Source organism: Fructilactobacillus cliffordii (assembly GCF_024029355.1).
GTDB classification, from domain to species: domain Bacteria; phylum Bacillota; class Bacilli; order Lactobacillales; family Lactobacillaceae; genus Fructilactobacillus; species Fructilactobacillus cliffordii.
Map to the genome: position 1 here is coordinate 756,158 of NZ_CP097117.1, position 20,963 is coordinate 777,120.

At 37.1% G+C, this 20,963-nt stretch carries 18 protein-coding genes; 4 read left to right on the plus strand and 14 right to left on the minus strand.

Going from position 1 to position 20,963, the window contains the following annotated elements:
* Positions 1–13: 13 nt before the first annotated feature.
* Positions 14–1,810: an oleate hydratase gene (locus M3M38_RS03845; RefSeq protein WP_252813604.1), complete on the minus strand. Its 1,797-nt coding sequence runs from the start codon at positions 1,808–1,810 to the stop codon at positions 14–16.
* Between the two features lie 215 nt (positions 1,811–2,025).
* On the opposite strand from M3M38_RS03845, the gene M3M38_RS03850 reads away from it, so the two are divergent.
* Entirely contained in the window at positions 2,026–3,045 is a 1,020-nt protein-coding gene (locus M3M38_RS03850; protein ID WP_252813605.1) for an acyltransferase, read from the plus strand.
* A 48-nt stretch (positions 3,046–3,093) separates the two neighbouring features.
* Here M3M38_RS03850 and M3M38_RS03855 read toward each other — a convergent pair whose 3' ends face one another.
* From M3M38_RS03855 to M3M38_RS03910, 12 genes are all read right to left on the minus strand, one after another.
* Positions 3,094–4,119 carry a glycosyltransferase gene (locus M3M38_RS03855; RefSeq protein ID WP_252813606.1) on the minus strand — a complete coding sequence of 342 codons (1,026 nt, stop codon included), beginning with the start codon at positions 4,117–4,119 and terminating at the stop codon, positions 3,094–3,096.
* Between the two features lie 15 nt (positions 4,120–4,134).
* On the minus strand, positions 4,135–5,130 hold the full coding sequence (locus M3M38_RS03860; RefSeq protein ID WP_252813607.1) for a glycosyltransferase family A protein: 996 nt from the start codon (positions 5,128–5,130) through the stop codon (positions 4,135–4,137).
* A gap of 15 nt (positions 5,131–5,145) precedes the next feature.
* Positions 5,146–6,195: a glycosyltransferase gene (locus M3M38_RS03865; protein ID WP_252813608.1), complete on the minus strand. Its 1,050-nt coding sequence runs from the start codon at positions 6,193–6,195 to the stop codon at positions 5,146–5,148.
* A gap of 15 nt (positions 6,196–6,210) precedes the next feature.
* Positions 6,211–7,179 carry a glycosyltransferase family 2 protein gene (locus M3M38_RS03870; protein ID WP_252813609.1) on the minus strand — a complete coding sequence of 323 codons (969 nt, stop codon included), beginning with the start codon at positions 7,177–7,179 and terminating at the stop codon, positions 6,211–6,213.
* A gap of 11 nt (positions 7,180–7,190) precedes the next feature.
* Positions 7,191–7,976 (minus strand): DUF4422 domain-containing protein, encoded by a 786-nt coding sequence (locus M3M38_RS03875; protein WP_252813610.1) that lies wholly within the window; start codon positions 7,974–7,976, stop codon positions 7,191–7,193.
* A 63-nt stretch (positions 7,977–8,039) separates the two neighbouring features.
* Positions 8,040–8,705 carry a sugar transferase gene (locus tag M3M38_RS03880; RefSeq protein ID WP_252813611.1) on the minus strand — a complete coding sequence of 222 codons (666 nt, stop codon included), beginning with the start codon at positions 8,703–8,705 and terminating at the stop codon, positions 8,040–8,042.
* A gap of 131 nt (positions 8,706–8,836) precedes the next feature.
* The gene (locus M3M38_RS03885; RefSeq protein ID WP_252813612.1) at positions 8,837–9,670 is read right to left on the minus strand and encodes a GT-D fold domain-containing glycosyltransferase; all 834 of its coding nucleotides are present in this window, start codon (positions 9,668–9,670) and stop codon (positions 8,837–8,839) included.
* Between the two features lie 79 nt (positions 9,671–9,749).
* Positions 9,750–11,177 carry an oligosaccharide flippase family protein gene (locus M3M38_RS03890; RefSeq protein ID WP_252813613.1) on the minus strand — a complete coding sequence of 476 codons (1,428 nt, stop codon included), beginning with the start codon at positions 11,175–11,177 and terminating at the stop codon, positions 9,750–9,752.
* A 6-nt stretch (positions 11,178–11,183) separates the two neighbouring features.
* Complete coding sequence (gene glf, locus M3M38_RS03895) at positions 11,184–12,302, minus strand: UDP-galactopyranose mutase (protein ID WP_252813614.1); 1,119 nt, start codon at positions 12,300–12,302, stop codon at positions 11,184–11,186.
* Positions 12,295–13,464: a hypothetical protein gene (locus tag M3M38_RS03900; protein WP_252766447.1), complete on the minus strand. Its 1,170-nt coding sequence runs from the start codon at positions 13,462–13,464 to the stop codon at positions 12,295–12,297. Before M3M38_RS03900 ends, glf begins: the two co-directional genes overlap by 8 nt.
* Before the next feature lie 59 nt (positions 13,465–13,523).
* The gene (locus M3M38_RS03905) at positions 13,524–14,210 is read right to left on the minus strand and encodes a cytochrome c oxidase subunit II (RefSeq protein WP_252813615.1); all 687 of its coding nucleotides are present in this window, start codon (positions 14,208–14,210) and stop codon (positions 13,524–13,526) included.
* 17 nt (positions 14,211–14,227) lie between these two features.
* The gene (locus M3M38_RS03910) at positions 14,228–15,217 is read right to left on the minus strand and encodes an LCP family glycopolymer transferase (protein WP_252766449.1); all 990 of its coding nucleotides are present in this window, start codon (positions 15,215–15,217) and stop codon (positions 14,228–14,230) included.
* 277 nt (positions 15,218–15,494) lie between these two features.
* On the opposite strand from M3M38_RS03910, the gene M3M38_RS03915 reads away from it, so the two are divergent.
* From M3M38_RS03915 to M3M38_RS03925, 3 genes are all read left to right on the plus strand, one after another.
* Positions 15,495–17,645, plus strand: coding sequence for an ATP-dependent Clp protease ATP-binding subunit (locus M3M38_RS03915; protein ID WP_274705780.1), 2,151 nt, complete (start codon positions 15,495–15,497; stop codon positions 17,643–17,645).
* 152 nt (positions 17,646–17,797) lie between these two features.
* Positions 17,798–19,666, plus strand: coding sequence for an acyltransferase family protein (locus M3M38_RS03920; protein WP_252813616.1), 1,869 nt, complete (start codon positions 17,798–17,800; stop codon positions 19,664–19,666).
* 23 nt (positions 19,667–19,689) lie between these two features.
* Positions 19,690–20,367, plus strand: coding sequence for a TVP38/TMEM64 family protein (locus M3M38_RS03925; protein ID WP_252766451.1), 678 nt, complete (start codon positions 19,690–19,692; stop codon positions 20,365–20,367).
* A 79-nt stretch (positions 20,368–20,446) separates the two neighbouring features.
* Here M3M38_RS03925 and M3M38_RS03930 read toward each other — a convergent pair whose 3' ends face one another.
* The gene (locus M3M38_RS03930; protein ID WP_252766452.1) at positions 20,447–20,830 is read right to left on the minus strand and encodes an iron-sulfur cluster biosynthesis family protein; all 384 of its coding nucleotides are present in this window, start codon (positions 20,828–20,830) and stop codon (positions 20,447–20,449) included.
* Positions 20,831–20,963 lie beyond the last annotated feature (133 nt).

Sequence of the window (20,963 nt, forward strand, 5' to 3'; positions counted from 1 at the left end):
GCAAAGCAAATGATTATTGATTCTTCTTCACTAAATGGCTCTCTTCCAACAAGTCATTGAACCAGGTTCCCTTAATTTTGTTCAAAACAAAATTCAAACCGAACCGTTCCATTGGGTTTAAATCCATTTGCTCCAGTGTTTTTTGATCACTTAAATAATACAATGATTTCATTAACGTTCTAATGTCATAAACCGATGGGTAAACCTCTGGAATCGTATGGTCAATGTTTAACAAACCGTAGACAGCTTCAAAAGCAGTTCTAACTGAATATTCAGTCGTGAATACTACGTCGCGAGTGGTAGATTCAGCAAAGTTACCGATGAAAGCCAGGTTAGCAGAACCATTGGGAATTACTTGCGGACGATCACCCGGTTTCCGCATTTGGAAATAACTGGTGATAAACGGCATGTAATCAGGAATGGCTTGAATGTTCTCAATGTTCGACATTTCATCAATCTGATCTTCGGGAACCCCAAGGTGGTATAGCAGTTCCTCGGTGATTTCTTTCCCGGAACAATCTGTGATGTTCTTTTTAATGTAATTACCTTTAACGTCGGAATACAAGCCGTACAACCATAAAACAACTTCATCCTTTGGTTGCCCTTTATAAGCTGGTTGGCGGTGAATCGTGAAACTCATGCCCCAATTGGAATCCGTAATCGTGATAATCCCACCGGTTTCACACTTATCATAATTAAATAGCGGTCGTTTCGTTAATTTTTCAATGTAAGGAGCAATGCGTTTATCCTTCAAAGTCAAAGTAGCGCTGGTCTTCCAGGCTTTGGCTGGAATCGTGTCACAAAAGACCTCAGGATGCCCAAATCGTTCATCTTGAGCAGCTAAACGCTTCCAAATTGTCCAACTACCACCCAAATCTTCATTAGGGACTGGAGCTACGTCATGAGAACCATAAGTAATTGATTCCGTAATGGAACCATTGGTGACAAAGACCAAATCATTTTCATTTAGTGCAATAGTATCTTCCTGCTGATCCTTTTTTAGGATGATTTCCTTAGCTAACACTTTGTAACCATCAGTGCTAACTTTCACATTTTCCACCGTGGTATTGTACTGGAAAACTACCCCATGGTCCTGCAAAAAGGCCACTAACGGTTCACTCATGGATTGATAATCATCGTATTTGTTAAACTTTACTGATGAAAAATCAGATAATCCGTCAATTTGATGAATAAATCGCATTAAATATCGCCGCATTTCAATCGCCGATTGCCACGTTTCAAACGCAAACATCGTTTGCCAATCGGTCCAAAAATTAGAACTAAAGAAGTTATCATCAAAGACGTTCTCAATGGATTTTCCGACTAGTTTCCGTTCCGGGGTCATTACCAACTTCATGATTTGCTTTAACGCCTTTTTATTAAGCGTGTAGTACTTATCGTCAGGTAATTTTTCCCCTTGATTGTGAATTAATCGACAATTTGATTTGTTCGGATCCGCTTGATCGAGGTAATAGTACAAATCTAGACAACTCTGCTTGGGATCCTCTAAAGACGGAATGGTGCTAAAAAGATTCCACAAGCACTCAAAGTGATCCTCCATCTCCCGACCACCAGGAGTTACATAACCGCCATTAATGTTTTCAAAGGCTTCCAAGGAACCACTTGCCTGTTCCTTTTCTTCAAAAATCGTAATGTTTTCACCCGGCATGTAGCCATCACGAATCAACAACGCCGCAGAAGCTAGTCCTGCTAGTCCCGCTCCAACGATATATGCTTTCTTATCTTTAACTCCTGGCGTTGCTTTTGGTCGTACCAATCCATAATAATTCCCTGTCGTAAACTTAACCATTGCGCTCACCTCATATCCCTTTTTCTTAATTATAACGCTGAAACGAGCTAATTATTTTAAAATATATTTAAAAAATAAAATTTTAATTTTTTATGTAAAAATTGTTAACTTTAATGTGAAATCTTCTATTTAATCTAAAAAAGCAATGCAATTTTTTAATATCAATGTCATACTTAAAATACTGTTTACAAATTCTTAAGAAAGGCCAACTCATTATGAAAAAAAGAATCATTTATATCGACTTAATTAACATTTTTGCCATCTTTGCGGTTCTCATGCTTCATTCTTCCCAATACATCAATAAAAGCGGGATGGTCATGAAAAACAATATCATCCAAGCTATTTTTATTCCTGCTGTTTATCTTTTTATTATGAATTCAGGAGCAACGCTTTTAAATTATCGAGCTAAATATTCGACTAAGACCTTTTTAATTAAGCGGATTAAAAGAGTAGGTATTCCACTTGTAATTTGGAGTATCATTTACTATTTATATGACACCAAATTCACTGCCTTTCCTGGTCCAATTCCTCATCCCAATCCTGGAATTAAAGATTTTATCTATAGCTTTTTAAACAATAACATCAATAATATTTTTTGGTTTTTCTATGCTATTATCCTACTTTATCTGCTGACCCCTGTCCTAGCGGTTTTAGCTGAAAAAAATAAAGATTTATTGTTTTACCTAGTTGGGCTGAATTTCATCGGCAATTACGTTTACCTTTACTATACCCATGCCCTTAATCTTCCAATCTTTGGTGGATCGGTTGGTTTGCAGATCAATCCCATTGCTTCGGAATTTGTGGGCTTCTTCATCATGGGTTATCTCATTAAAAGCAATTATTTCTCCGCAAAGGCTCAAAAAATAATGATTTACCTCGGAATTTTATCCTTATTCATATCATTATTACTGTGTCTGCTTAAACTTGATAATTTTGCTTTAGGCGGAGTTTTACTCTTCAGTTATTCAATTGCTCTTTATCTCCTGATTAAAAAGGGTAGCGAAGCAACCGATTTTTTCCATCGTCACGAAAAATTTTTTGCTGGCACAGCTTCAACCAGTTTAGGTATCTATATTCTTCATCCTTTATTTTTCAAACTTTTCGAAACTTTATTTAATCCTCATCCCACTAGTTTTCTTTTCGTTTGGATTATGCCGATTGCAACATATGTAATTGGTGCAGGATTATTGTTCATCATTAGAAAAATTAGGTTTATCAAAAATTTAATTCCATAACTCAAAAGGCTTGTCAGTAGAAATAATTCTGCTGACAAGCCTTTTTACTTAATTTAAACACTTATTAACGGCATTATATAAATAATCACCATTTCTTAATTTAGCACCAATTGCTTGAACATTGTTAGCCATTTTAGCAAAATCAGCATTGCTAATGTGATTTAGAGACTGCTGCAAATCCTCAATCTGATCAACAGCGATTCCAATTTGGTTAGAAATCACAAAATCACTAATTGCTGATTGCTTCCAAACAATCACAGGCATTCCAGAGCTTAAATAAGAAGATATCTTATAAGGATCGTTATATTTTAAATAATTACCCACTCTTCCAGTTACACTGTCAACAGAATTCCCGTCCCAGACGAGGCCAAATCCATGCCCCATTTTAGTGGCTAGTACTTCCGGAGAAACGCTACCGTGATAGTCCAAAGATGGATTAATCAGCTTAGGATTATCAATGTTTCCATATAAATCAAAAGTAACCGGCTTCCTAACTTGCAAATCCTTAAGAAATTTAGCCTTGTTAAGATTTCCGGCAAATGTAACTAGATTCTTATCATCACTAGAATTACTGGTTGAGCTGGCTTTAGCCAGATAATCAAAAATATTTAAATTAACTACGTTAGTTGTTAAACCATTTTCTCGTAGCAACTCAACCATCTTAGGGTTATGCGCAATTACATAATCATAACCATTTAAATACTCAACTTCATGTTTTAAATCGCCAAAAATACTCCAATTAAAGCGGAGTGAATCTAAATCATGAATTAAAACAATGGTTTTAGTGCCACGATTTTTCATATAATTCAATAAGGCAGTTTCGAATTTAGCTCCCGTATAAATGGGATAGTGCACTAAAACAACATCATCGGCATTCAAATGAAGTGGATTTAGGTTTTTATTAATCCGACTTTTTATAAATAGATTTTGATCAATCCGGCTGTGCTGATATTGTCTGATGTGAACCGCTTGAAATCCTAATCTTTTTTCTAAAATCTGTTCCGCATCGGCTTTGGGCTTATTATCACCAGAAGTACCATCGGAACGAACCATATTAATTACGTATCTACTCATAAATACTCCCATTAATCAGCTATTGGTTTTTACATCACGTCGATTTTGTAAGGTCTTTTTGAAAATCCCAATTTTTCGCCTAGTCGAAAAATACTTACTAAATAAAGTTGGCCAGAAATCATGTTTGATCCAATGCATAAATTCCATTTTAAATCGAATTGCATCCTTAATATCATCAACCGCAAATAAATCATACATAAAATCGTTAATTGAACCATAATATTGAATATCAAGAAGTCTAAAAACCTTACGATTATTGTGTTGATTAAGATTATCATCAATAATACTTTCTAAAACTTGGTAAGTCTTTAACCAATTATTTCCTTTTTTAAGAACGCCTTCAGCACTTCTATTTTTTCGCATGGCACTGTCTAAATTAGGGCGATAGTAGTAAGTAATTTTCGGATCATAAATGATTTGCGCATGTGCTTTAACTGCTAATTTAAACACAAATAGCAAATCTTCTCCCATAAAGATATCTTTTATAAAATTAAGTTGATATTTTTTTATATCCTCTACATAGAACAGCTTATTCCATAAATAACCCTCTACTCCGCGCGAACCCAATAACTCACACAAACTATCATTAAAAGAGTATAACCGTTTTCGTTGGAAATTCTTCGGATTCAATTTCAAATGGCTTCCACCTCCGGTAACAGCGATTCGAGATGGATTATTTTCAATTAAATTAACCAACTTTTCAACGTGGTTATTCAATAAGACATCATCAGCATCTAAAAAAGTTACAAATTTACCCTTCAGTTGTTCCAATGCTCGATTTCTAGAATAGGAAACGCCTTGATTAGTATCATTTTCTAGTACCGTTACTTCAAACTTAGAGTTTTGCTGGTATTTTTGAATAACTTTCAAGGAACTATCGCTAGAGTGATCATCAATAATAATCGGATGAATGTTTTGATAACTCTGTTGTTCCAATGATTCCAAACATTCTTGTAAAAACTTTTCGCCGTTATACACAGGAACAATCATATCAACCATTGCATTCATCATTAATTCACTCTCCAACTACACAATCTTCTTCAAAGTTTCTAACAATCGTTTGTCATATTCATCAGTATAAATAAAATCAATTGATTCTTTAATGACTTGCGGTTTAAAATCCACATTTCCGTTCACAAAGCTTTGTAAATCGGAATTTAACGTCGCATAATCACCTAATTGATATAGAAATCCATTGACTCCCGGCTTAATAATGTCACTGGGGCCAACCGGGCAATCTGTGGAAATGCAGGGAATCCCATAGCTCATTGCTTCTGCTAAAACCATTCCAAATCCTTCATAGTTAGAATTTAAAACCAGTGCATTAGCATTTTTAATCTCAGCAAAAGGATCTTCCGTCCACCCGTGGAGAGTTACGTTATCCTTCAACTTAGGATTTTGTTTAACTAATTCTGCTAAAGCAGCATCGTCTTTTCCACTTCCAAAAACGTCTAATTGCCAACGACCATGCAAACGTGCAAAACATCGTAGTAATAGACGTAGATTTTTTTGCCCGTCTAAAGTAATCCGACCAATGTAAATAAATTTACACGGTTCCGCCGCAGAAATGGTTTTTGCTTGTTGCTCAATTGGATTATAAACAACTTTAATCCGATTAGCAGGCACCCCACATTGTTCTAATTCCTTCTTAATTCCCGTGGAAATAGCTAAATGATAATCAGCATATTTTAAAGCGAAAAACTTATTCTTAATCCCAGGATCCTGTTGAGAAACCTGAATCCACGAAATAATGACATATTTTTTTCTAAAAATAAGCTTAACTAATTTAGCTACAATGATTTGCAGCGGACCTAAAATAATTAAAGCAGATCCATCATAGTGAACTAAAAAGTTAAATAATGCCTGCATGTTTTTAAGCTTAGAAGTACTAGTTGCATTATTAATCTTTACATGTTGGCTAATATTTTTTAACGCTTCCGTATAGTTAGAATGTTTGAAAATATAAAGAGAGAAGTTGAACGTTTGGAGAAAGGATTGACTAGTCAACAGATGCTTAACAACCGTCGTAATTCCTCCTGGTTCAATATTGCAAATAATGTCAATTTTCTTTTTCAAAAAAAACTCCTATTTCTAATCCCCGTTCATTTTCTTACGATACATTTTAATGTATAGATTAGGCATAAACCGTGCTAATAGAAGAGCTACACGATACTTATTATCTAAATCTGAAAAAGAACAGCTACTAACTCTAGACTTTAAAAAATTACGTTGTTCTTTGCCATTCCAAGACTGATTAGTCAAAATATTTCTGTGTACGTAATAAAGATAAATCCGGGCTTTAAAACTAGCAAAATAACTTGGCAATTTTTGATTGGTTTGCACGATTTCAGCCACATCAGAAATATACTTATTACAACGATCTAAAAGTTGTTTTTCATACGAATTAGTAATTGATCCATTTCTTTTATAGAGAATATACTCCGGAGTATGAACGAAGCCAATTTCATCGTAATTAATAAGACTTAAATATTTTAAAATAAATAAACTATCTTCGAAAATTTTATTAATAAAGTAAAGGCTATTTTGTTTAATTACCGATAACTCAAACAGCTTATTCCAAGGTCCTACATCGAATTCCTGGTTATTAACTAAATAACCTTTAATCATTTGCTGATTATCGTTAGCATCCTCTAAAACTGAATGGGTCTCTTTTACAATTTCACCGCTTTGTAATCGCTTTTCAATTCCAACAATCACTAATTTATTCTGTTTAACTTGTTCCATCGCTTTTTCAATGTAATCAGGTAAGTATTCGTCATCATCGTCCGAAAAAAGAATATATTGTCCTTGGGCATGATCAATCCCGTTATTCCTAGCAATCGATGGCCCACTATTTTCTTGTGAAAAGTAGCTAACATTATCATATTGATTAGCGTAATCTTTTATCATCGAAACCGTATCATCACTTGATCCATCATCAATAATAATTACTTCAAACGAATGGTTCGTTTTCTGATTAATGATGGAATCAAAGGCTCTTTTTAAGGTCTTTTCAGCATTATAAGTTGTTAATACGACGCTAACTTCATATTCAGCCATCAATAATTCTCCTAATAGTGGGTATTATCATTGCCAACGTTACTAAATAACTTACGCTTTAGGAAGCCATAGGCCTTTTTCACCAATTGCCGGTCTCCAATTTGAATCCAATTGCATTCAACGTAGTGAACGTGATTAGTATCAATCCAAACGTCCATTAATAACTCAGATAGATACCCAAATACCCGGGCTTCCTGCGTTGAATAGCTAGAAATGTCAATTTGTTTTTCCACATCAGCTAAAACAGAAAACATCCAGTTACAATACGAATCAAAATAATCTTTTTTCATAATGAACATGTTAAACATGTGGGCTGAACGCCGTTTCATCACCCGATCAAATGTAGCTAAATATTCAGGATAATTAGTAGCAATCACTTCTCTGGTAACATCTAATGGATGTTGATAATGAGAATGTAAATAATGAGATTTAATCGTTTCTATGTAGTAATGTCGTTTTTTAGGTAGAACCACTGGAGCTTTTTGCAATAGTTTTTCTACCTGTGCTTCAGTTAAAACATCATCTAAACTTCTCTTTCGTTCTTCACTAAAAAAACGTCGATAGTGGACTAACCCTACTGCATCAACATTTTTTAAATTTTTCCATGCCCAATAAACTGCCGTTAACTCATTATAATTAGGATTCTTGGCAGAGATGTTTTCACCTTGATTATCTAGCTGAAACCCTCGCTGTCCCTTATAGTTGAAATCTGCTCCAACTAAAACTGGTAAATATAAATTGTGATCAGCTGGCATCGGAGCCTCTTTATGCGATGCAACTAAAATTTTGGGTGTCATTTTCCACATCTCCTTACAAATAATCCCAATAAAACAAAAGTGAATCTAATCCGATTCACTTTTTTAGTATGCAGCATTGGGCTTTATCATAATCTTTACGGTATCGAACATCATTTTTAAATCAAACGAAAAAGAGCTCTTTTGAATGTACTCTAAATCTAGGTTAACCATTTCTGCAAAATCGGCACTATTTCGAGCGGTAGTTTGCCATAACCCTGTACATCCCGGAACAACCATCAGTCGCTGCATATCATACTTAGTATACTCAGCTACTTCACTAGGAATTGGTGGGCGTGGACCTACTAAAGACATATTGCCACTGATAACGTTAAATAATTGCGGTAATTCATCCAGACTGTATTTTCGAATAAATTTACCAATTTTAGTTACTCGTGGATCATCTTTCATTTTGAACATGGCACCGTTAACTTCATTTTTATTCTTCAGTTCGGCCAATTTTTGATCGGCATTAGGAATCATTGAACGAAATTTAAACATTTTAAAGTGATGACCGTTTTTACCAACTCGTTCTTGAATGTAAAAAACAGCTCCATGAGAACCATCAAATTTAATAAGTAACCCGATAACAACTAAAATGGGACTTAGTACAATCAATCCTGAACAACTCAAAAAAACATCCATAATTCGTTTAGTGGAAAAATAAATTGGTCGATTTTGTACTTTTGAAGGATTCAGCCAGATTTTTTTATGACTATTTTCCTCTGTCAAATCTAATCACCTTTTTCTCAAAAAATAAATCCCAAGCATTACGTAGTTATCAGTTTAAAGCGTTCTAATTATATCATACAAAATTATGGAAAAATGAACATCATTGGATTGAATTTGATCTTTTACTAAAATCAATCAGCCTCATTAACAGCTTTCCCAGTAATGGGAACCCGTTTCGTGTCCCCGTTCAAATACCAACTATACTCAATATCCATGTGTCCAACGTCAATAATTTGCTTATCCGTTTCCTTGGCCAAATCGTAAGCCAGGATTGTAGCAGTGGGACCTAAAGCAACTAGAACCAAATCAATTTGCTTTTCTTTAATCTGACTAATTGCTTGCGAAAAAATTGATTGATAACTTTCAAAAGCATTACGATCGGGACAAATTAATCTCGTAACGTTTTGGGCCTGATCTAACAAATCATTTCCCTTACCAAAGTTAGTTTGATCGCCTTCAATCATCAATACATTCTTACCTCGTAAATAACGCTTGAATTTATCAAAAACATATTTAGCCACGGATTTATCAATCAAATCCATGTATGGTCTAGTAACAGATGAATTAAAATAATGCTTCGCTGGATCAGGGTCATTGGACCATTGCTCCCCATACTTACCCATTTCTCGTTCCCAATATTTTGTGGCAGTCAGAATGGTGGGATCCCGAAAAGCTTGTGGAAGCGCAACTTGAATCCGAGGATCAGTTGAATTCATGACTTCTAATAACCGGTTACTTAATTCCGGGGATTCTTTTTCATAAGAATGCTGTTCAGTCATATGAATCCACTTAAATTCTCCATCGCCAAATCGACTCAGAGAAATATGATCATCAACAATTGCGTCAATTGTTTGTTCAATGCTTGCAATTGAAAAGCTGCGATACTTTTTTTTATATTTAACTTGGTAAATAGGAATATAAATTAAATCATTAATGGCTTTATCAAAAAAAACACTAACTTTCATAGGGACCTCTCTCATTGTTAATTATCAAGTTATCAAAAATTAACCATTTAAATTAATTAGTCTAAATGGTTAATTTTAATTAGTTTTTGGCTCTAGACATTAACTTTTTAAGTGTTTCTCGAATCAAGTGGGGTCGCAAAATGATTAACATCAATGCATAACAAATCATTCCAACCATGATTTCCACAAAAAGAGCCAGCCACGTATCTGGAGCTTTCAAATCAATCGCAAACACCACTGCAAACATTACTACTCCAGCAATAAAGTACTTAAAATAACCTTCAAATAGTTTTCTGAGATTAACTTGATTCCGAATTGCATAAACCTGATAGATGGTAACACAAGTTTCGGATAAAACAGTTGCCAAAGTAGCTCCAACCGTTCCAATTAATAAAATCAAAGGAACATTTGCAACAATATTAACAATAGCACCAATAATTACGGAATAATTATAAGCTTTATTTTGTCCAGTTGGGACTAAATATTGCACCCCAATTGCATTACTCCAAGCAATCAAAATGATTACAACCGATTCCAACATCATTAAAGGAATCACTGGCATAAATTTGGTTGAGAAAAACAATGGTACAAAAGTTCGTGCCACAGCAGCAATTCCAAAGGTTAATGGAATGGAAAGCGCGGTCACAAATTCAAAAGTAGTATATAGATAACCCCGAACCCGATCCATTTCTCCCCGTTGAAACGCATTGGCAACATGGGGCAGCATTACCATTCCCGTGGCAGTTACAACCGCCAGGGACATTTTGACAATTTTATCTGATTGCCCAAAATACCCTGCTTGCGTTACGTTCGTCATTATTCCTAACATGTACTTATTAACGTACAGGTAAATTTGCGTTGCAATTTCTGGGATAAAAAGCACCAGTGATGGGTATAAATGGTGCCAGAGATGAAAATTTTTCCAGTTTGGCAGTCCGATATAACGACGCAAACTCGGGAATAAAGTTAAGTTCCCGATCAAAGCAGAAAGAGATAGTATCAATATATAAATAGCTAAATCATCATATGATTTCACCAAGGTAAAGATGCTAATCAATGTAATAATCTTTACGATTAGGTTTCGTAATACCGTTACAGCAAAATTTTCTACCCCCTGGAAAAACCATGAGATATCAAATGCAGCAGCCAGTAAAGAAAATGATTGAGCTAAGTAATAAATTTGAAACCGATGTACTAACGAAAGAAAAATAAAGAATGCAACATACGCAATTCCAATCGTAATAATCCGCATGAAAAAGATTTCGTAAAAAGTATTAGTTAACTTTTCCCGATTATTTCGAACGTATGCAACTTGACGGTTCCCATACAATGCCACGCCAATACTACCAAAAATGATAAAAAACTGAATTACAGCGTTAGTAAAATCATTAATTCCCACTCCTGTAGGTCCCAAAACTCGGGCTAAATAAGGAGACGTGACTAACGGAACCAGTAAAATGAAAATTTGATAAAAAGCATTGTACAGGTAATTTTTAATTACCTTCATTGTGAATTACTCACCAAACTCTGTTTTAACCAACCGTAAGGCTGACATAATCGTTTGATCCATGTTGTAGTAACGATATTGACCTAAACGGCCTCCAAAGACGACGTTATCAGCTTCTTGAGCAGCCAAATCCGTATACTGCTTGTAAAGGGAACGGTTTTGCTTATTGTCAACCGGATAGTACGGTTCATCGCCACGATGCCAGTCCTTCGGATATTCATGCGTAATAACCGTCTTCCCTTTGTTACCTTTGCCAAATTCAAAGTGTTTGTGTTCAATCACCCGTGTAAACGGCGTTTCAGCGTCAGTATAGTTAACTACTGCGTTTCCCTGATAGTTATCAACGTCCTTTAATTCAGTTTCAAACCGTAAGCTCCGGTACTCTAACTCCCCTAAGGCATAGTTAAAGAACTGGTCAATCATTCCCGTAAAAATAATTCGCTTACCAGAGTTTAAGTACTGATCTTTGTGAGCAAAGAAGTCCGTATTCAATTTCACATCAATCAAGTCACTGGCTAACATTTTCTCGACAATTTGGGTATAGCCACCTTTCGGAATTCCTTGATAAGGATCACTAAAGTAATTATTGTCGTAAATGAACCGGACTGGAATTCTCCGAATGATGAAAGATGGCAAATCTACGGCCTTTCTTCCCCATTGCTTTTCAGTGTAACCCTTGATTAATTTTTCGTAGATATCTGTTCCAACTAACGAAAGGGCCTGTTCTTCCAAATTCGTTGGCTTTTCGGGGACATTCGCATTGCGTTTTTGTTCCTCAATTTTAGCCTGAGCTTCTGCAGGAGTTTGAACCCCCCACAGCTTGCTAAAGGTGTTCATGTTAAACGGCAAGTTATAAATCTCACCATTATAATTAGCAATCGGGCTGTTAATATAATTGTTAAATTCAGCAAATTGTTGCACGTATTCCCAAATGTCTTTCATCTTCGTGTGGAAAATGTGTGCTCCGTATTGATGAACCTGAATCCCTTCAACTTCCTTCGTGTAGATATTTCCAGCGATGTGATCGCGTTTCTCAATCACTTCCACGTGGTCACCACGCTTAGCTGCTTCATAGGCGAACGTTGCTCCAAATAAACCTGAACCAACTACTAAATAATCAGTCATAAATAAACCTCTTTCTTTCTGGGAGTAATACTTTCAACCCAAACAAAGTAACGTTAAATGCTACGGTCATAAATAAAGTTGAAAATGTTCCTTCCAACATGGCAACGATAAAGACCAATAGGAATGCTGTTAAAAAAGGAACTTCTTTTTTGATAATTAAGTAGAAAGCAATTTGAATTGCTAAGTAAATTAAAATGAATGACAACATCCCATTTAATAACATCACACGAGAAAATGAAGAGTCAATAAAAAAGTAATTTTTCACTGGTTTCAAACTATATCCATTTCCATGTTCATTAAAACTTTGTCCCAGTAACCGAACTGGGTACCGATTGGTTGCATAATATACTAAAGCTAGTCGATTACTGAATAAGCGATTAAAAAAGTTCCAAGTTGCATTCCCTGAATTGAAAAAGAAACCTGAAATCATTGTCCATAGAAATACAATGGTTGGCATTACCAAAACTACAGCTCTCAGTAATCTGGTCTTAAGAATTTTTTCGTAATAACGCCACAGAATAACCACTGCTAACAACATAGTACAAATAAAATCATTTCTAGTATCAGTTAAGATGTACATTACCAATCCCAAAAGTGAGATTACCGTGAAGCTACTGATTACCAATCTTTTATTGGTCGTCTTAATATTCCAGCACACAAATGCGACCATGATGAAAAAGATTATAGATGAAAGAATGGTAGGATAAATCGTCCCCAGCGCCATCCGAAAAATGCCGTTTCTAAAGTAAACTAGATTAGGAACCAATCCAATAAACGAGCTTAAAATAGTTAGCAATATAACAAAAAACATGGTAAAAAAAGATGCTTTAAAAATTTTTTTTACGTTAATCCCCGCAGAACCTAGAATTAAAAAATACGAATTAGCTAAATCATGCGATTTAGAAATATAAGATGAATAAAAAAGAATAACCCCTAACCCAATAAAAATTAATTTATTTAAATTTGAAAACTTGTCCAAAAATAACACTTTCACCGTAACCAAGAGTAAGGGTAAATAATCAAACAGTGTACACATTCTTGCAATCATTCGATAATGTGGAACAAACATTGTCATTCTAAATGTCCCACTTAAAATCAGCATTATAAATGCCGTAAAAAAAATTAAGCTTCGATAATCAATTTTATGTCTAAAATCAATCACAGCTAACCTCCTCCAATTAAACTCATATTTTCAAATAGCAACTAAATCATAAATTAGATTTAGTCTGGTTTAGCTGGATTTGGGATTTTATGAACTACCCCATTAACGTCGGATTTATTAAACAAATCGACTTTTTCAGCAAGGTGTTTGTCGTCCTTAAACTCAGCATGATTTTTATATTTAAATTCGAGTTTATTAGTCTTAATTTCAACAACGTCGTTAGGATGTAATCGATTAAAATCTTTTTTATCGATATGAAGCCCTTCATATTTATAAATTACTTGATCATAGGGAGTTACCGTTCGACTATCAACCTCAGCAATCACAGGATAAGTGTTTCCCCTTTTGATGACGAATATTTCTGCTTGATGGGCACGAGGATTAATCCGGTTAACGATCCCAGTCGCAACTAACTCCGGTTTGGAATTTGGAACAACAACGTCTGGAGCATCGATATTCGTTAAGCTATTTTTAAAAACAAATAGAGAAAGTAATAGAAAGGCTGGGATAATCAGAAAAAGTGATTTAACCCAGCTGTGCGTTTCAAAAATACTTTTACGACTATGTCTAAAGCGATGGTTAGGCGAATGATGTTCATTTAAAACAGGGCCATTTGCTCTGTAGTCATAAATGAAAAATGCCAAAAGACCAAACACAACCACGATCGTTATCAGTGCAATAAATAATTTATTATTGAGAAAGAGATTCAAAAGAAACAAAAAATACTTAAATTTAGAGTATTCCATCAATTAATCCTTCCCTTTTAATTTAAAGCAATGTCTCCCGTGGTGGCCTTAGGAAGATCTAAGCTGTTTCTAATCTGATCCGTTGTTTTTTGAAGTTGTGATTGCGGAGTAACTTCCATATCTTGTCCTCCAATTACCTCTCCAGACTGACCACTTAAGTAAGTATTTTCAATGTTCTTGCGAGCAGAAAGGTAGCCGGTTGCAATCGCAGATAAATCAGAAAATTGCAAATCGGTTTGCGTGTTTTTAGCAATAGAATCGATGAAACCTTGATTTAGTAATGAAGTTACGGATCCACTCTTAGTAACTACCCCTTCAAGTAATTGCCGTTGGCGCTGTTCCCGACCGAAATCACCTCGAGGATCGTCATAACGCATCCGGGAGTAAGCCAAGGCCTTTTTCCCATCCATTTTAGTGGGTTGCCCCTTTGTAAAATGATAACCTTCGTAATCAAAGGTTAATTCAGGAGAGATGGTTACACCCCCCACTTGATCAACCACTTGCACTAACCCACGCATGTTAATCATGGCATAATAATCAATCGGGATATTCAACATCTTTTGCACCGTCTGAATAGCAGTCTTAGCACTTCCATAAGCATAGGCAGCGTTAATCTTAGCGGGTGATTGGTCTGGATAGCCTGGGATGTTAACCGCCGTATCCCGTGGAATACTGGTAATCAACGTCTTATGTGTATTCGGGTTGATGGTAACTACCATCATGGTATCCGTCCGACCTTTGTAAGTCCGACCCAGTTCCCCCGTATCGGTTCCCATGAGTAAAATGGAAATCGGTTTTTTGTTCTTCAATAATGCATTGGTATCACGTTCTTTTTGTAACCCAGCACTGTTATAAGCCTTGTTAACAGCGTTTTTGACAGCAAAGTATTTATAAGATCCAAAGGCTATTCCACCAACCAAAAGGACCAAAATAATCGTCAAAATAATGTTGCGGGTTCGATGTGATCGTTGGGGCCGTTGATCACGATCTAATCGACTTTCGTCCATACGGATAATCTCCTTTTTCTACATAAAGTCCAAACAACAATAGTTACAGTTTACCAAACAAAAGTAGATTTTAAAACATTAAGTTGGGCGTGTTCCCCATGATGCTTGAATTTAACCCCAGATTTTGCCTAAATTTTGACTTTTTTTGACTTTTGCAAGCTAATTACTGTTCTTTTTGGTTAAGAAAGGTTAAACTTTAAACATAGAGATTAATTTAAATCTCTGTCGGGAAATCATCTAATTGCTTTCTCAAAAACTTAGGAAAGAAGGATTTTCTATGCCAAGTAATTTTGGAAATGACCCATTCGGAAACAACGGAATGGATGACTTATTTAACAGCTTTTTTAACAACATGGGGAACAACCCCAATGCTCGTTACGTCGTTAACGGACATGAATTAACTCCAGAACAAGTGGCCGAAATGCGCCGCACTGGTCAGATTCCTGGCCAAACTGGACAACACAATGTCACACCAAATCAAACTAATCAACAAGCAAATCAAAAACAAGAAAGTTACCTTGACAAAATCGGTCGCAACTTAACTGACGAAGCCAAACAAGGTTTACTGGATCCCGTAATTGGTCGGGACAAAGAAATTCAAGAAACTGCCGAAATTTTGAGCCGGCGAATTAAAAACAACCCGATTTTAGTTGGAGATGCCGGAGTTGGTAAAACAGCAATCGTTGAAGGATTGGCACAAAAAATTGTCAATGGTGATGTTCCAGCTACCATCAAGGACAAGGAAATCATTTCAATTGACCTTTCTTCTCTAGAAGCCGGAACTCAATACCGGGGTGCCTACGAAGAAAACATTCAAAAGTTAGTTAAAGAAGTTGAACAACGTAAAAACGTCATTCTCTTCTTTGATGAAATTCACCAAATCGTTGGTGCCGGTGCTTCTGGGGATGAAAATGGTGGCAAGGGGCTTTCTGACATCTTGAAGCCAGCTTTATCTCGTGGTGATATCTCAATCATTGGAGCTACTACCCAAGATGAATACCGAAACACCATCATGAAAGACGCTGCTTTGGCCCGTCGTTTTAATGACGTTGTGGTTAATGCGCCTAGCAAGAAGACGACCTTTGAAATCTTACAAGGAATTCGGAAGTCTTACGAAGAACACCACCAAGTTAAATTACCTGATGATGCTTTGAAGGCTGCCATTGACTACTCAGAACAATACATTCCACAACGATCATTGCCAGACAAGGCCATCGACTTAGTTGACATGACCGCAGCTCACTTAGCTGCTAAACACCCAGTAACTGACAAAGTTAGTCTGGAAAAAGAATTACAAGCCGCAAAGCAACGAAAAGAAGACAACGCTAACGCGGAAAACTTCGAAGCTGCTGCTAAAGACAAAGCTCGGATTGAAGAATTAGAAAAACAATTAAACAATGAGTCTGACAATTCTGAAACTCCAGTGGCCACTCCTGCTGACATTGCTGAATCAGTAGAACGTTTGACTGGAATCCCAGTTTCACAAATGAGTTCAGACGATATGGAACGCTTGAAGGGCATGGGAAGTCGGCTCAAATCACACATCATCGGCCAAGATGAAGCTGTGGATGCCGTTGTTAACGCCATTCGGCGGAACCGGGCTGGTTTTGATGATGGTAACCGTCCCATTGGATCCTTCCTCTTCGTTGGACCAACTGGGGTTGGTAAAACTGAATTAGTAAAACAACTGGCTAAGGATATGTTTAACAACCAAGATTCCATTATCCGGCTGGACATGTCTGAATACCAAGATGAAACCGCAGTTTCTAAGATGATTGGTGCCACCGCTGGATACGTTGGTTACAACGACAACGGTAACACCTTAACGGAACGAGTACGGCGGAATCCTTACTCCATTGTCTTACTTGACGAAATTGAAAAAGCTAACCCCCAAGTAATCACCCTATTACTGCAAGTAATGGATGATGGTCGATTAACTGATGGGCAAGGAAACGTGGTTAACTTCAAGAACACAGTGATTATCGCTACTTCTAACGCTGGATTTGGTAACAACTCCATGACGAAGGATAACGATGAGAACGAAAGCATCATGGATCGTTTAGCTCCATTCTTCCGTCCTGAATTCTTGAACCGATTTAACGCCATCGTAGAATTCTCCCATCTGACGAAAGATGACTTAAGTCAAATCGTGGATCTGATGATTCAGGACTTGAACGAAACTTTGGCTCGCAAGGGCATGAAGTTGGCCATTTCTCAAGATGTCAAAGACTGGTTGATGGAACAAGGTTACGACGAAGCCATGGGCGCTCGGCCATTGCGGAGAGTCATCGAACAACAATTGCGTGACAAGATCGCAATGTACTACCTTGACCACCAAGATGTTAAGGACATCAAGGCCGTGTTGGATAAAGAAAACGACACCATTAAAATTGAAGCAGATCATGTCGCTGAAAAAACTGAACAATAATCTTCTTCACTAATAGAAAATAACCTGTCATTATGGCAGGTTATTTTTTTGCTTAATTTTTCTTTAATTTACGCTTGCCTATTGTAACGCCATTCTTCGGGATATATTATTAAAGATGTGCCCAAAAATTTTGCAAAAGAGGTTTCATCACCATGCCAACTGATCGCCCTAAAAATCGCTTCATTACCGGATTTACGGGTTTGCGAGCCCTAGCCGTTATTTGTGTTATTCTGTACCATTTTAATCCTGCTCTCTTTAGTGGGGGTTATTTAGGGGTTCCGGTCTTCTTGACCCTTTCAGGATACCTAGTAACAGACCATCTGCTTAATGAATACCAAACGACTGGTACCTTCAGTTACGGTCATTTTTGGTATAAACGTTTGAAACGTCTGTATCCAACTCTGATTGTGATGCTCTTTGCTACAGCCGCTTACATTACATTTTTCCAACGTAACATTCTAGCCAACCTCTGGCAGAGTATCTTGACAAACCTTGCATACGTATATAACTGGTTCGAAATTTTAAACGGTCAGTCTTACTTTCAAAAGTTTGCTGGTTCAGAGTCCCCTTTTACGCACCTCTGGACCCTCTCCATTGAAGGCCAGTTCTATCTAATTTGGCCTCTGATTGTCATTTTATTACTCCACTTTTTCCGTAAATCTAAACGTGCAATCTTCTGGACGGCCCTAATTCTTTCCGTGATTTCGGCTCTCTTAATGGCCTTCTTGTTTAAACCTGGTGTTGATCCTAGTCGGGTTTATTATGGAACTGATACCCGGATGTTTTCCATCCTGTTAGGGGCTTGCTTAACGGTCCTCTGGCCGAGTCAAAAGACACTTAGCAACCCAAATTCCCAACAACGCTGGTTTTTCGAGGTGATTGGCGCCATTGGAATGGCTGGAATGGTAATCACCGTCTTTACGGTCGGCGCCCAATCACCATTCTTATACCGTGGGGGGATGTTCCTCTTTTCCATCTTCACCGTCCTCGCCATGTGGGCCATCATCGCTAACGCCAGCGTTTGGAATCGCTTGTTAACGAATCCGGTCTTTGATTGGATTGGATCAAGAAGTTATGAAATCTATGTCTATCAATTACCGGTCTTCGTATTCTTTGGCGATAAAATTACGAACCTTTCTGATTACCAGTGGCTCTACGCCATCATTGAAGTTGTCATCATTCTGGTGATTTCAGAGCTTTCCTACCGTTACGTGGAAGTTCCCTTCAGCCACTATGATTATGCCCACGCTGCTCGGCAGATTTTGAATTTTGTCAATCACATTACTCCGCGGCGGGCCATCCTCTCCTTAATCATTGCATTAGGAATGGTGGGTTTCCTTCAATCCACCATTGTGGACCCCAAGGTGGCGAACCATTCTCCACTGGCTAACCACATTAAGCAAAACGCCAAAAAGGAAAAACAATATAACCAAAAACTAGCCCAACAAATTAAAGACGGTAAAAAAGTTAAACGAACCTCTGAAGACGAAGCAAAAATTCAAAAAGACGGACTTACCAAGGCGCAACTAAAACAGGCTCAACAATTATCTGGAAGTGCCGTGGGCGACTCCGTCATGTTAGCGGGTCGGGATGATTTACAAAAGATTTTCCCACAACTCTACATTGACGCTCAGGTCTCCCGCCAAGCTGATGCAGCCATTTCTTCCTTAAAAGAAATGCAAAGTAAGGGAGTCTTGGGTAAAAATGTTATCATTGGACTAGGTACTAACGGGAACATTAATCAGGATACCATCGACGAAGTGATTAAAATTGCGGGTCCTAACCGCAACGTTTTCTGGATTAATAACCACATTCCGTCTCAACCATGGCAAAACAAGAACAACGACCTCTTAACGGAAGCCCACCAAAAGAACAAAAACTTCTACGTGATTGATTGGAATGACTACGTCGAAAACCATCCGGATTGGCTTTACAATGATCAAGCGCACCCCAACACTACTGGAGCGCCTAAATACGCTACGTTCATTGCCAAAAACGTTTTAGAACATGAAAAAAAATAGTTACAAACAATTAAGGAGTAACCATGAAATTACCCCGAATCAGTCGCATGGATCTCATTAAAATCGGTGCCACCATCATCGGCATTTTAATTTTGCTAATGATCTTTAAAGATTACCTCCCCCAAATTAAGATGATGTTTGATCCCTCAAAACGACCACAAGCCATCCACGAAATTCGCCAACATGGTGCGTTCGATGCCCTGCTTTTGATGGTGCTCTTATTTATCGGGACCGTCGTGCCGGGGATTCCTGTAATGCCAATCGCAATTTTAGCTGGATTATGCTTTGGCACCCTATTTGGAACTTTAATTAATGCAATCTCCATCGGTCTGGGTAACTTAGTAGCCATTCATCTAATTAGCCTCTTCAAACGTGACGTCCAAAAAGAATACAAACATAATCGGTTTGCGGATCACCTAAAAAACAGCAAGAATCCCCTGATGGCACTGGTCGTGGGTTATTCAATTCCAGCCATCCCATCTTATCTCGTTAGCTTACAAGCTGCTAACGACGAAAGACGCTTTGGGAATCAACTAGTCCAAGTGGCGGCTTGTTTGGGAACAATCCCTCTGGCCTTGATTTATGCCCTCGGAGGAAATTCACTGCTCGCCGGGAAATGGCTAGAATTATTGATTGTGGTCATAATTCTCTTGTTATTTTTCTTGGGAGCAGACCGCTTCTTAAAGTATTTAGCGGGATAAAAAAAGTGATGCTGACTTTTCAGTTAACATCACTTTTTTTGTTTATAAAATTTTTTACTACAATGGATTAGACTACTAATTAGCAGCCAATCACACCGTCCATGCCAGTGTTTTCAACGCCTTTAGTAGCATCATTAGTAGTCATTTGACCGTCTAATAGTTCACTATCGCTCTTTAATTGTAGCCAGTTGTGATTAAAGTCAATCTTCATACCCTTGTCAAAGAATGACATGTCATTTTTACTCGTGTAGAAAGGAGCATCCTGATTATTATCCATTTTAACGTCATATGGAGCTTCTAACTTAGAAACACCTACCACTTGGAAAGTGTCACCAACGGTACAAGAACCGCCACCCTTTGAGTATTGGTTGGAACCATCATCAGTAGCTAACAGGTAGTATTTAGCATCTGGCATGCGTTTCTTGATGTAGTCCATTGCTGGGTCAGTAATCGTTAAGTTCATAATAATATTCCTCCTTCAATTAGTTTACTAATTCATTCTAACAGCTTCACCAGTCGAACCCCAATATTTAGCTCACAAAATTTAATTTTTAACAATTTAATTTCCAAGAGACCACTGCCACAGTTGCGAAAGA